At 66.3% G+C, this 12,486-nt stretch carries 15 protein-coding genes; 7 read left to right on the forward strand and 8 right to left on the reverse strand.

Annotation, left to right across the window (positions count from 1 at the left end; translation table 11 throughout):
• Positions 1 to 34: 34 nt before the first annotated feature.
• On the reverse strand, positions 35 to 1,060 hold the full coding sequence (locus ACWDOP_RS02060) for an oxygenase MpaB family protein (protein WP_456343480.1): 1,026 nt from the start codon (positions 1,058 to 1,060) through the stop codon (positions 35 to 37).
• 79 nt (positions 1,061 to 1,139) lie between these two features.
• Between ACWDOP_RS02060 and ACWDOP_RS02065 the strand changes: the two genes are divergently transcribed.
• Positions 1,140 to 1,787, forward strand: coding sequence for a TetR/AcrR family transcriptional regulator (locus tag ACWDOP_RS02065; protein WP_456343481.1), 648 nt, complete (start codon positions 1,140 to 1,142; stop codon positions 1,785 to 1,787).
• A 178-nt stretch (positions 1,788 to 1,965) separates the two neighbouring features.
• A complete protein-coding gene (locus ACWDOP_RS02070; protein ID WP_456343482.1) occupies positions 1,966 to 2,940 on the forward strand; it encodes a hypothetical protein in 975 nt (324 codons plus the stop codon).
• A 34-nt stretch (positions 2,941 to 2,974) separates the two neighbouring features.
• On the opposite strand, the gene ACWDOP_RS02075 is transcribed toward ACWDOP_RS02070, so the two are convergent.
• Positions 2,975 to 3,415, reverse strand: a complete 441-nt coding sequence (locus tag ACWDOP_RS02075; protein WP_456343483.1) for a hypothetical protein — start codon at positions 3,413 to 3,415, stop codon at positions 2,975 to 2,977.
• Between the two features lie 420 nt (positions 3,416 to 3,835).
• On the opposite strand from ACWDOP_RS02075, the gene ACWDOP_RS02080 reads away from it, so the two are divergent.
• Positions 3,836 to 4,270: a GH-E family nuclease gene (locus tag ACWDOP_RS02080; protein WP_456343484.1), complete on the forward strand. Its 435-nt coding sequence runs from the start codon at positions 3,836 to 3,838 to the stop codon at positions 4,268 to 4,270.
• 88 nt (positions 4,271 to 4,358) lie between these two features.
• Here the strand turns inward: ACWDOP_RS02080 and ACWDOP_RS02085 are convergent, their stop codons facing one another.
• On the reverse strand, positions 4,359 to 4,718 hold the full coding sequence (locus ACWDOP_RS02085) for an Rv2640c family ArsR-like transcriptional regulator (RefSeq protein WP_456343485.1): 360 nt from the start codon (positions 4,716 to 4,718) through the stop codon (positions 4,359 to 4,361).
• Between the two features lie 98 nt (positions 4,719 to 4,816).
• On the opposite strand from ACWDOP_RS02085, the gene ACWDOP_RS02090 reads away from it, so the two are divergent.
• Entirely contained in the window at positions 4,817 to 5,341 is a 525-nt protein-coding gene (locus tag ACWDOP_RS02090) for an ArsI/CadI family heavy metal resistance metalloenzyme (protein ID WP_456343827.1), read from the forward strand.
• A 49-nt stretch (positions 5,342 to 5,390) separates the two neighbouring features.
• On the opposite strand, the gene ACWDOP_RS02095 is transcribed toward ACWDOP_RS02090, so the two are convergent.
• The 3 genes from ACWDOP_RS02095 to ACWDOP_RS02105 all read right to left on the reverse strand — a co-directional run bounded on the left by ACWDOP_RS02095 (position 5,391) and on the right by ACWDOP_RS02105 (position 7,337).
• A complete protein-coding gene (locus ACWDOP_RS02095; protein ID WP_456343486.1) occupies positions 5,391 to 5,801 on the reverse strand; it encodes an arsenate reductase ArsC in 411 nt (136 codons plus the stop codon).
• 85 nt (positions 5,802 to 5,886) lie between these two features.
• Positions 5,887 to 6,972, reverse strand: coding sequence for an ACR3 family arsenite efflux transporter (arsB, locus tag ACWDOP_RS02100; RefSeq protein WP_456343487.1), 1,086 nt, complete (start codon positions 6,970 to 6,972; stop codon positions 5,887 to 5,889).
• Entirely contained in the window at positions 6,969 to 7,337 is a 369-nt protein-coding gene (locus ACWDOP_RS02105; protein WP_456343488.1) for an ArsR/SmtB family transcription factor, read from the reverse strand. The genes arsB and ACWDOP_RS02105 overlap by 4 nt, the downstream gene beginning before the upstream one ends.
• A gap of 223 nt (positions 7,338 to 7,560) precedes the next feature.
• Between ACWDOP_RS02105 and ACWDOP_RS02110 the strand changes: the two genes are divergently transcribed.
• The 3 genes from ACWDOP_RS02110 (at position 7,561) to ACWDOP_RS02120 (ending at position 10,344) form a co-directional block, all read left to right on the forward strand.
• Positions 7,561 to 8,508 carry a helix-turn-helix transcriptional regulator gene (locus tag ACWDOP_RS02110; protein ID WP_456343489.1) on the forward strand — a complete coding sequence of 316 codons (948 nt, stop codon included), beginning with the start codon at positions 7,561 to 7,563 and terminating at the stop codon, positions 8,506 to 8,508.
• 173 nt (positions 8,509 to 8,681) lie between these two features.
• The gene (locus ACWDOP_RS02115; protein ID WP_456343490.1) at positions 8,682 to 9,362 is read left to right on the forward strand and encodes a PAS and ANTAR domain-containing protein; all 681 of its coding nucleotides are present in this window, start codon (positions 8,682 to 8,684) and stop codon (positions 9,360 to 9,362) included.
• Positions 9,363 to 9,480: 118 nt separating this feature from the next.
• On the forward strand, positions 9,481 to 10,344 hold the full coding sequence (locus tag ACWDOP_RS02120) for an HAD family hydrolase (RefSeq protein WP_456343491.1): 864 nt from the start codon (positions 9,481 to 9,483) through the stop codon (positions 10,342 to 10,344).
• A 56-nt stretch (positions 10,345 to 10,400) separates the two neighbouring features.
• Here the strand turns inward: ACWDOP_RS02120 and ACWDOP_RS02125 are convergent, their stop codons facing one another.
• Together ACWDOP_RS02125 and ACWDOP_RS02130 are read right to left on the reverse strand one after the other, a co-directional pair.
• Positions 10,401 to 11,174: a sulfite exporter TauE/SafE family protein gene (locus tag ACWDOP_RS02125; RefSeq protein ID WP_456343492.1), complete on the reverse strand. Its 774-nt coding sequence runs from the start codon at positions 11,172 to 11,174 to the stop codon at positions 10,401 to 10,403.
• Between the two features lie 302 nt (positions 11,175 to 11,476).
• On the reverse strand, positions 11,477 to 12,388 hold the full coding sequence (locus tag ACWDOP_RS02130) for an oxygenase MpaB family protein (RefSeq protein ID WP_456343493.1): 912 nt from the start codon (positions 12,386 to 12,388) through the stop codon (positions 11,477 to 11,479).
• Positions 12,389 to 12,486 lie beyond the last annotated feature (98 nt).

Raw genomic sequence — 12,486 nt, forward strand, 5'->3', positions numbered from 1 at the left:
GCGTCCTTTCGGTCGAGTCGAGTTCGCGCGGTTGTCAGTGTCGTTTCGACGGGCGGGCTGGCTGTGGAAGTCCCTGTGCGCGTGCGTCTTCGACTTCGCGGTGGTATCGATCGAGGGCCTCGGGCGAGTAGTGGTGGTCCCAGCTGCTGTTGCCGTAGCGCAGGCGCAGCTTCATGAACACTCCGAACCAATGCCGGGTCAGCACGTCGGGTGTGACGCGCCACCACATCCGGTGCGCGGCGACGCTGAATCGCTGCGCGGGAGTGGGTTCTATCTCGAGCATGTCCAGCAGCCGGGGTTCGAGTACGACGAAGGCGCTGGTGCGCAACAGATTCGCGACCGGCCACATCGCCGCGGTCCACACCGGGTCCGGAATCCACGGTGCGACGGCCGGGCGCGGGATCGAGAAGGCCAGGGACAGCAGGAATTTGCCGGTTCCGGTGCCGCGGGCCGTCGGGATCCAGGTCTGTTCCCAGTACTCGAGGAACTCGGGGTAGGTATCGGGCAGCCCGCGCACACCGAACAGGTCTCCCAGCTGCAGGCCGCCGATGTAGGCGTCGTGGACGAACTCCTGCTCCTGCGGGCCGTGTAACTGCTCGTAGGCGTCGAGGACGGGTTTGAGGATCCCAGCCCACGTCCAGGCCCACACGTCCTTGTTCCAGGCGTGGTAGCGACGCCCGTCCTCGTGGGTGCCCTCGACATGACGGTGCACCTCCTTGATCGTGCGTGCGATCAGATCTCGTTGCGCACCTCGGGCGAACGCGATGCCGGCGACCAGGTCCGCGGTGTCGAGGAACCGGCCGACGAAGTCTTCGAACGGGACATTGTGCCGGTTGGCGAGGTTGGTGACACGGTCGTGGTCGTCGACGCCTTTGCCGGTGTCCTCGCTCATGACCACGGTGATCAGGATCGGCAGCGCGGCGTAGAAGGTGGCACCGTCGCTGATGATCGTGTGCAGCGGTGTTCCAGGCCCGGTGCGGTTTCCGTATCGGGCCAGGCGTTCCTTCGCGCTGGTAGCGACCTTTTTCGCGGAATTTCGCGTAGCTGTCTGACTAGTCATTCAGCTAGAGTAGGTGTAACCGATGGTGATATACAAGAGTGAATGACTGGTCAGTCCGAGGAGGGGCTAGGATCGTGCCATGACCGCCGCGCCCGCACGCTCGAATCACAACGGCACCGGCAGCCTGGACGACGACCTCACCCGCCGTCGGCGCAAGGAGATCTCCCTCGGCGCCTGCGCGGTCTTCGACGAGCGCGGCTACGCCAACACCCGTATCGCCGACATCTCCGCACACCTGGGTATCGGCCAGGGCACCATCTACAAGTACTTCACCGGCAAAGACGATCTGATGGACTACATCATCGGATATGCCGTGCGCCGCATGCTCGCGGCCATGCGCGAGGACCCCGTGGTCGGCGCCGACGGCACCGGACTCGCGCACTTCCGCGACCAGATCACAGCGGTAGCGCACCGCCTACTGGACATGGCCGCCACCGAACCAGTGTTGATCAGGGTTCTGCTCATTCAGGCGCCCGCCGCGCGCCCGACCGCCATCGACGAACTAATCGATCAGCTGTCGGCGACGACAGCCGCCTACCTGCGTACCGGAGCCGACCAGGGATACCTGCGGGAGGGGTTGGACGTGACCGCGGTCGCCGACGCGATGACCGGGATCGCTGTGCCGGCGATGCGCCGGGTCCTGCGCGGGGACCTCGACGCCGCTGCCCGCGCGGCCACCGCCGTCACTATCGGCGGACTCATCGCCACCGGCATCACCGCCGGGTAAGGCACCGCGGATCAGCCTGGGCCACGGTTGGTTTCGATGCGCACAGAGTGCGCCACCTCTACCCGAACGTCTGTGTGCTCCAACGAGTTGGCGTCCACCGACACGAAAAGCTCGGAACCACACGATTTCTCCACGGTTCGCAGCCAATTCGAACATAACCGGTCGATACCGTTACCGCGTGGTTGCTCGCAACAAGTCGCGGAATCGCTTGAACCCCTTCGCATACGCGCTGCAGGTCCTTGCGGTCGGCGCATTGGCCGTGGCATGGCTGGCGATCGGGCGCGCAATTTACTCGGAGTCGGGTGCCAATTCGGGGGTCGAGCTCGATGCGGGTGGAATGTTGGCGACCAACTTCGCCGTCTATTGGCCATTTCTGTTGGTCGTCAGCCCGCTGGTGTTCCTCACCGCCCTTTTCGGGCTGCTGCCGTACCGATTCGCGCCCGGCGGCGCCATCGCGGGCGGGCTGACCACCAGTGTGTTCGCCCAGTGGGTGGGAGCCGAGCTGTACCTGTTCCGCTTCAAGCCGGGAATATCGATACACCTCGACATGAGCCTCGCCGCGGCGTGTTTCGCACTTGCCGCCGCCTTCGCGGCGGCCTGCCTGCACTTCTATGACAGCCGATCCGGTCGGACAGGTGCCGCCTGGGTGCTGGGCGGAGCGGCACTGTCGGTGGCATTCGTGTCCGGCGCGGTACTCACGGTTCCGCCGCTGATCGACGGCAGCGGAGCCCCATCCGGCGTCCTGGCCGATCGCGTCACCGAACACAATTGCGGGAGGTATTGGTCGGACTGGATCGACGAGACGCGAACGACCGCCTACACGGGTAACCCCACACAGGCGGATCTGTCGAAAGAAGTACCCGACAACGTGTTCAGGGTCGTGATCGCGCTGCGAACCGGCGCAGGCAGGGTCGAAACAAACCCGCCGACCGCGATCTCCTTTCGAGACGACATTCCGCTACGAGCGGATCCGCCGCACGGCGTGGTGCTTCTTCACCAACCCGGTACGGGCGGCAGGTTCGCGTTCACCGAGTTACGCGATCCGACGTGCGAGGCCGGCGGTACCCGGGTGGTTTCGGCGAGCTACAAATACGCGGACTACGGCACCGTGGGCACGGGTCGAGTAGAGGGCAGGGTAACTCGCGTCGACTAGGTTCTGTCTCCTGGGAGACAGAACCCGGCGCCGACTACTGCCCCTTCAGCGCTCGATCGGCGCGGCTCACGAAGGTCGCGGTCGTGAAGGCACCGATGGTGAGAGCGACCATCAGAATCTTTGCGGGCCAAGGCCCTTCGATGACAGCGCCCACGGTCGCCAGCAGGATGATGCTGATCGAGGCGACCAGCATCGTTGTCGCCTTGGTCGTTCCGTGGATCTCACCGCGCAGGATCCGGCGCGACGCCATGAGCAGGCTGAAGCCGGGAATCCCGGGCAGCAGCGCGACCACGCAGACGACGATCAGGTACTGGGGGTTGACCAGGCCGGAGACCACGAGCCCGATCGAGCATGCCAGTAGCGCGATTCCGAGTGCGATGCCGGAGGTTCCGGCGATGCGGGTCAGTCGTCGGACCTCGGGCTGGTTCGCGTAGGGCGATTGCACGCCGGCGCGCATCGCATCGATCTGAGTCATTCGTGTACCCCCTGTGGCAGTTGCGATGTATGAGGATGGGCCTCCGCACTTCGTGCCGACTGCCTGGATCCCCCCGGGGCCGAAGGCTACCGCCAACCGTCGCCGACTACCAACGCGACGCCGAATGCGATCGGGCGAGAACTCAGCGAACCGGAGGCAACTCCGTGCAGTCGTACCGTGCTCCCAGTGGAATCAGGCGATCGCGAAGCGAGGGGATAGTGCTGCCGAGCTCATGCGGCGGAGGATGCGGAGAGATCGAAAAAGACTCGGCAACTGTATCTTTCAAGATCTTGCCGCATCTCGCGCCGCGTTCGGTCCGGCTGAAACCGCTCCGAAGGACGGTGGGGCGCAAGTATCATGGGCACTCGGTGGGAACGCGCGCACCCACCCTTCTCGATACTCTTCAGAAGGGGCGGGCCGATGAAGGCTAGCTACCAGCATCAGATCGCGCTGCCCGACGACATCTCGTTCGATGTCGTCTGGGTTCCGGACGGCTCGGTCGTACAGACCACCGTCGACGCCTACGTGAACGGCATTCCGAAGCCGACCTGGTACACCGATCCCACCCAGTTGCGCGCGAGCCGCGATACCCGGATCTTCATGCTCAGCCACCGCAAGTTCCAGGCGGTGGCGGATCCGTGGAACCAGCAGCGACAGTTGCGGATCTACCAGTGCGAGACCTGCTTCAACGGGTGCACCGAGAGCGGAATCGAACTGGGTCACGTACAGAAGTGGCGCGACCACCTCAAGGCCGCCGCCGTAGCGACCACCGCCGAAGCCAGGGCGGCGTACAACAACCTGAACAACCTGCGGCTGGAATGCCGATCCTGCAACGCCAGTCACGACTGGGAGTAGATCGAGGCGAGGTCGGGTGTTCCCTGTAGCCGACGCGGTCTTCGCGGTTCGAGGTGCGGGGACGCGCCCGGTGTCCACGCGCGTGAATTCAGGTGCAGCAGTTGGGGTCCAGGACCAGGCACAGCGCCGCGAGCGCGTCGCGGCGTGCGCGGTGGAAGACGTTCATGCCGCGCCGTTCGGACTCGATCAGTCCGGCCTTCTTCAGCTGGCCCAGGTGATGGCTCAGGGTGGACTCGGAGAGCCCGACCGCGCTTGCGAGTTCACCGGTGTTCGCCTCGCCCGCGGCGTTGGTCAGCAGCAGGGACATGAGCTTCACGCGGACCGGATCGGCCAGGGCCTTGAGGCGCAGTGCGACGTGCAGGGCGGCATCGTCGCTGATCGGACCGGCCGCCACGGGTGAGCAGCAGACCGGTGCGGACATGTCGATCACGGGCAGCGTCTTGGGCATGAGACCGACTCTACCTACCTTCTTGACATATGTCGAAGAGCTGTCGCATGCTGATGGCGCTCAGCTTTTCGATATATGTCACACAAGTGGAGGTTCTCATGTCTCGCGTCCAGCTCGCCCTCAACGTCGACAACCTCGACCAGGCGGTCGCGTTCTACTCGACCCTGTTCAAGACCGAACCGGCCAAGCGCAAGCCCGGCTACGCCAACTTCGCCGTCGCCGAGCCTCCGCTCAAGCTCGTGCTGCTGGAGAACCCCGGTCAGGGCGGCAGCATCAACCACCTCGGCGTCGAGGTCGAATCCTCCGAGCAGGTACACGGGGAGATCGCCAGGCTGTCCGAGGCCGGGTTGTTCACCGAGGAACAGATCGCGACCACCTGTTGCTTCGCGACGCAGGACAAGGTGTGGGTCACCGGCCCCGACGCCGAGCGCTGGGAGGTGTACACGGTGCTGGCAGACAGCGAAACCTTCGGCGCGGCACCGGAAATCGCGCTCGCCGGACCGGATGGGGAACAGGGTGGCCCGTGCTGTGGTACGGCGCAGGAAGCCGCCGCCGAGGGCGCGTGCTGCGGCAGTGACGCGAAAGCCGATGCCGTCACGGCGGGCAAGGGCTGCTGCGGCTGAATCGCGAGCGGGCGGGCACCGAACACCAAGGCGGTGCCCGCCCGTTCGCTCACTCCCGCCCGGGCGCCAGCTCTGCGATCAATTCCTCTACCCGGGAACGGATTTCGTCGCGGATCGGCCGCACCGCCTCGATGCCCTGTCCGGCCGGATCGTCTAGCTTCCAGTCCCGGTAGTCCACGCCCGGGAAGTACGGGCACGCGTCCCCGCAGCCCATGGTGATCACCACGGTGGAGGATTCGACGGTGTCCGGGCGCAGGATCTTCGGAGTCTGGCCGGTGATGTCGATGCCGACCTCGGCCATCGCCGCGACCGCGGCCGGGTTCAAAGAATCGCCCGGTGCGCTGCCCGCGGAGCGGACCTCGATCGAGTCCCCGGCCAGCGCGGTCAGGAACCCCTGCGCCATCTGCGAACGGCCGGCGTTGTGCACGCACACGAACAACACACTCGGCTTGGAAATCATCAGCCTGCAAGGCCTTTCGGATTGGATACGGTTGCATTGGTTCGTCGGGCAGATCCCGGATGCGGGTGGCTCGTCGGTATGCCGCTCATGACCGCACCAACCCCGCCGAAGCCTGCTTGTCCGGGAATCGGTCACGCAGGGCGAGGGAGACGTACACGAGCGCGACCAGAACCGGGACCTCGATCAGCGGGCCGACCACGCCCGCGAGGGCCTGACCGGAGGTGGCGCCGTAGGTCGCGATTGCCACCGCGATGGCGAGCTCGAAGTTGTTGCCCGCGGCGGTGAACGCGAGGGTGGTGGTGCGCGCGTACCCGAGCCCCAGGACCGCGCCGAGCAGGTAGCCGCCGCCCCACATCACCGCGAAGTAGATGAGCAGTGGGATCGCGATCCGCACCACATCCAGGGGCTGGGAGGTGATCTGCTTGCCCTGCAGGGCGAACAGAATCACGATCGTGAACAGCAATCCGTACAGCGCCCACGGGCCGATCCTCGGAAGCAGCGTCGACTCGTACCAGTCGCGGCCCTTGGCGCGTTCGCCGAGACGGCGGGTCGCGAACCCGGCCAGCAGTGGGATGCCGAGGAAGATGACCACGGACTGTGCGATCTGCCAGGGCGAGGTGTCGATGGTGGTCTGTTCCAAGCCGAGCCAGCCCGGCAGCACAGAGAGGTAGAACCAGCCGAGCACGGCGAACATGACGACCTGGAACACCGAGTTCAAGGCCACGAGCACCGCGGCGGCTTCGCGGTCGCCGCAGGCGAGGTCGTTCCAGATGATGACCATGGCGATGCAGCGCGCCAGCCCGACGATGATCAGACCGGTGCGGTATTCGGGCAGGTCCGCGAGCAACAGCCAGGCCAGGGCGAACATCAGGGCCGGGCCCAGGACCCAGTTCAGGACCAGGGAGCTCAGCAGGAGTTTGCGGTCGCCGGTGACGGTGTCGAGACGGTCGTAGCGCACCTTGGCCAGCACCGGGTACATCATGATCAGCAGCCCGATCGCGATCGGCAGCGAGATGCCGTCGATCTCGACCGCGCTCAGCGCGTCACCCAGGCCGGGGATCAGTCGCCCCAGCAGCAGGCCCGCGGCCATGGCCACACCGATCCACACCGGCAGGAATCGATCCAGGGTGGAGAGCTTGCCGACCACGCCGGGCTCCTCGGCCGCGCTCATGCGGAAACCCCGGCGGTGTCCTGCGTCAGCGCCTGCGAAAGGCGTTGGAACGCTTCGGGAACCACGCGGTAGTACACCCAGGACGCACGGCGTTCGCTGGTCAGTAGGCCGGCCTCGCGCAACACCTTGAGATGGTGGGAAATGGTGGGCTGGGTGAGGTCGATGCCCGCGGACAGGTCGCATACACACGCTTCCTGGCCGGCGCGACTCGCGATCGAGGACAGCAGGCGCAACCGCACGGGGTCCGACAGCGCCTTGAAGACTCCCGCCAACTCGGCGGCGTCGTCGGCGGACAGCGGTTCACGAACGATCGGCGCGGGATCGCACGCGGCGGCAAGCGGCAACTCACCCGGTGACTTAGACATGTATCGATATTGACAGACATCAAATATGCGAGGCAAACGAACCCTCGGTGAAGTCTGCGACTTCGGCAGATGGATGCGGGGTGGCCGAGGTGCGGACGTCAGCGGGATTCGGATGTTCCGCCCGTGGCACGGGGCAGTAGGTTTGTCAGCCTGATGATGGCTGGTCGGAGCGGGTCGCGGTGACGCGCGGCGCGCACAGTGGAGGTGCGTTGTGCATGCGCCGGTGCGTTCGGGGTTCGATACGCGCAACCGGGAGGAAGGTGAGGCGCTGGTCGCCGCCGCCTATGCCGAGAACCGGTTGCGAGTCAGCGGCAGCAGCGACGGATTCCGGATGACCCAGGAACGCATCGACATCGGTGAGGTCCAGTTCGACCGGTACTCCAACACCCTCACGCACGACTTCGACGTGGATCCGCTCGACACACTGACCGTCATCCGGGTAACCGGGCGAACGGTGTCGATCGACACCGCCGCGCATTCGGAGCGGGCCTGCCCCGGTGACGTCATGCTCCTGACCCTGCCGGGGGAGGCTTACCGCACGGTGGTCGACGGCGCCAGCACACAGGCCACGCTGCTGAGTTTCGCCCTCGTCGATCAGGCCGGCGACGAACCCGGCGCGGCACTGGCGCGTCCCTACCGAACCGATCCGGTTGCGCCCGCTGCGGCCAGGCAGTGGGTGCGGACCGTCGACCACATCACCGAGACCGTGCTCGCCGTGGACGCGATGACGACACCGCTGGTACTCGACGCCGCGAGCCGCATGCTGGCGGCGACGTTCGTCGCGGTCTTCGATCCCGAGGCCGGGATGACGCACTCCGAGGATCGAGTCGATGCCATTCCCGCGGCCGTGCGGCGCGCGATCGCGTACATCGAGTCCAATCCGGACCTCGAGATCGGCGTCGCCGACATCGCCCGTGCCGCACATGTTTCGGTGCGCTCGCTGCAGCTGGCGTTCCGCCGCCACTTGCAGACCACGCCGATGCGCTATCTGCGCAGAGTCCGCCTCGAGCTGGCCCGCGCCGATCTGCTGCGCGCGGTTGCCGGTGACGCGACGACGGTGACCGGGGTCGCGCTGCGGTGGGGTTTCACGGATATGAGTCGTTTTGCCGCGGACTATCGCGCGGCCTACGGCGAACCTCCCCACCACACCTTGCGCCGGCTGGGCCACTAGACCCCGGCGGCGGTTCGTTTTTCGCGTACCCGTCTGTGCGCGAAAGCCGGTAGACCGCACCCGCTCCCGACCGAGAAGCTGGCAGTGACTGTCAACGACAGGGGCGCTCCGTCGAATCGACGGGACACGGCGGCAGCCGTGAGCGGACGAGTGCTGGCCGAAGAAGGGGTGCAATGACCGAGTTCGCTGTCGGACCCGCCACATCGCAGGGGCAGGACGCACCGGCGATAGTGACCGGGCCGGGCTTCGGCAGCTTCCGGTTCTGGTTCGCCACCAAGCGCTGGGAGTGGTCCCCGGAGGTGTACCTGATGCACGGGTACGTCCCCGGTGAGGTCGAGCCCACGACCGAACTGCTGCTCTCGCACAAGCATCCGGACGACAGGCCGGTGGTCGCGGAGGCGATCACCCGGTCGTTGAACGGCGGCAACCCGTTCTCGAGCAGGCACAGGTTCGTCGACACCCAGGGCCGGATCCATCCGGTGCTGCTGATCTCGGACGGCATCACGGACTCCGACGGCAAGGTGGTCGGCACCACCGGCTACTACATCGACCTCACCGACACCCTGGCCGCGGCCGAGAAGGACACCCTGGACAGCGTGCTGCCCGAACTCCTCGAGGCGCGGGTGGTGATCGAACAGGCGAAGGGCGCGCTGATGGGGATCTACCGGATCACCGACACCCAGGCGTTCGAGGTGCTGCGCTGGCGCTCACGGGAGACGAGCACGAAGCTGCGGGATCTGGCTCAGCAGTTGCTGTTCGAGCTCACCCAGACGCCGGGGGCTCCGGCGGAGTGGGTGACGAGGGTGGATCATTTGTTGCTCACGGTGCATGAGCGCGTGGATCGCACGGGGTAGTCGTCGCCGGATTCGGAGGCGAGCCGAGGTCGATGAGCCCACCTGTGCCGCAACTGATCCCGACCGCCATTCCAGCTCGACGTCCGTGCCGCGGGTTGTGACCGCGGATCGCGTCGTCATGTTCGACAGTGGTGGGAGACGGGCAAGCGAGTTTGGGTGGACGACGGCGGCCAAGCGCGGGCTGGAGATCGACGAGGCGTCCGAGTCGGCCGCGTGGGCCGAAACCTTCGCGGAACGGTTATCGCATCACGCTGATCGCAATCCCGAAATCCGATCCGCGGCGGGTGTTACCCACTTCGTGGACCAACCCGGCAGAACCCCGCGATTTGCGCTGTTCGATCTCGACGACACCCTGATCGACCTGAGCGGCGCCTACGCCCGGTGGGCTGCGGAATTCGCCGAGCGGCACAGACTGAATGCTGATTCGATCAGCTGGCTGAACGCCGCTCCACGGGTCTTCCCCGGGCCGAAGAATCGGCTGCTGGCCCGAGCCAAGGACCGGTTCGGGCTCGCGGACAGTGTTGATGAACTCTGGACGCAGTATCGGCGCAGGATCCCGGAATTGGCGCGTACCCGCTCCGGTGTTCTCGATGGCCTCGCGCTGTTGCGGCGCGAGGGCTGGGCGGTCGGAATCGTGACCAACGGCGCCCTGGACAACCAGCTCGGCAAGATTCGCCGCACAGGCCTGGCCGAACATGTCGACGGCTATGTCATCTCGGGTGAGGTCGGTGTGCGCAAGCCAGATCCGCGGATCTTCGGTCTCGCTGCACAGCATGCCGGTGCCGAGACCGCCGAGGGCGGGTGGATTGTCGGCGACGATCCGATCCTGGATATCCGGGGCGGACTTGCCGCGGGAATGTCGACCTGCTGGGTCACCCACGGCCGTGAATGGCCCGGTGGCGACCCTGAACCTGACGTCAGCGCGCAGGACACATGTGATGCCATCGACGCACTGCTCGCGCTGACACGCGTGCAGGAATGACACCTGGCCGGTTCGGTCAGCTCGGTATGCGGCAGATGAGTGCGTTCCGACCTGCCTCAGAGTGCTTGGGCGGCATAAATTCCCGCCGTTGCGATCGCTACTCCGCCCAGCGCGAAGCGCAATCCACGTTCTGGTAGTCGAGGTTGCAGATGAGCACCGAGATACCCGCCGATCAGGCCGCCGGTCCCGCAGCTCAGTCCGATCGCCCAGGCCGGCGCGATGTCCGTGCCACCGGTCACCATGGCGATACCGAGATACGTCGCCGCGCCCGCGATCGAAGTCAGCAGTGTCGAGGTCAGCGCCGCTGGGGCGACGTCGGCCACGGGGACACCGCGACCGACCAGGATCGGGCTGAGCAACGATCCACCACCGATTCCATAGATTCCACCGACCACCCCGACCACCAGCGCGGTGGTGGTGATGAATCGAGTGGAGGGGCGCGGCCGGTCGTCCCGGATCTGTGCGGCAGTGCGCAGACACAGCCACACGCCGAGAGGCATCAGCAGACCCGCGGCGATGAGCTTGAACGCGCCGGTGCTCGGGACCAGGAAAACTCGAATGATCGCACCGACCACGACGCCGGGCAGAGTGCCTGACAACAGGATTCGAGTCAGCGGGCTTCGAAGCGGGCCACGGCGGCTGTAGCGACGCAACGCCCCTGGAATGGACACGACGTTGAACAGCAGATTCGTCGGGGTCACCGCCGGGCTGGGCACACCCAACACGCTGATCTGCACCGGCAGCAGGAACACCGCCCCCGATACCCCGACCGGCGCGGTGAGCATCGCGACGATCAACCCCGCCACGAACCCCATCACCAGCACACTCACTCGCGGAACTATCCCAGCCCCCGACCGCACTCGAACCCCTTAGCCTCCCGATGCGTCGAAATCGACTCGCACCGCCCAACCGAGCAGCAGGCACGGTACTCGGAACGATGGTGTGTTCGGCCGAACCGGGCCGGCGCTGCAAGATCCCGAGGTCCTCGCGTTGGGCCGATCAGATCAACGTGATACGCGGCATGCTCGGGGTGTCTTGGATCGTCGATATCCGGACCGGCCTTCCGGGACACGATCACTCGGTACCAGGTGGCTATGTCGGCGCGGCTGGTAGGACAACCGGTGCCGCTCGTCTAGGCGAACGACTCGAGGCCGCGGGCTCGGTACCGGGCGACGAGGCGGTTGTACTGGCGGCGGTTCCGGGCCAGTGGAGTATCGGTGACCCGGGTCGGCAACCCGTGGAAGGCGGTGCGGAGAAGTGTTGTCAGCGCTTGGAATTCGCGATCGCGGTGCGGCGTCCAGGGCATGGGCATCCGGGCGCGCACGCCGGGATGCATGATTCCGCAGCCGAGCAGTAGCACGACGTGGCCGATCGCGGGGGAGATCAGGTGCCACAGCGGTGCCGCCGCCGCGGGCAGGAAGTCCGGACGCGGCGCGCGCCGGATCGCGGTGGTGGCGGATTCGAGCAGGGGTGTCACGCGCAGTTCGTCGGCGACCATCCGGTCGTAGTGGGCGACGAGTTGGTCGTAGTCCTCGATCAGTCGGGAGCGGCCGGGCAGCTCCAGTAGCTGTGACCTGTTGCGAAAGTGGTCCCAGATCGCCTGGTTCTCGGCGGGTGACGGGTCGTCGCCGGTGAGGGCGAGATAGGCCCCGCGCTGCATGAAGAACGTCGAGTACAGAACCCAGTTCCACGACTGCGGATGCAGCGCGGAGTACCGCTCACCGTGCGGGCCGGCGCCTTTGACATCGCGGTGCAGCCACAGCAGTCGCCGCGCCTCGGCGAGGCGGTCGACGTCGTCGCCGAGCATGAACAGCTGGTCCGCCGCGGCCGTGCGAATCGCCCGGCCCCACGGCTGATCCCGGACACGGCCGGTGGTCTCCAGTGCCGCCGACACGCTCGGCAGCATCGTCTGATCGAACAGTCCCACGGCGAACAATCCGAGGAACACGGACCCGGTGACCCGCTCGAAGCGTGCCACGGCGGCGGCGGATTCGTCGGCTCGACGCGGCGGAGTGGCCCGGTCGTGGGGGACTGGACAGGTCACCTGAGAACTCCTTTGTTCCAGCGTTCGGAACCGCGCCGACACGGCGGGCGCGAACTCAACTATTCTGGTGCCGCGTGGCACCAAACTATCTGGTGTCA

The sequence above is a fragment of the Nocardia sp. NPDC003693 genome, assembly GCF_053981095.1.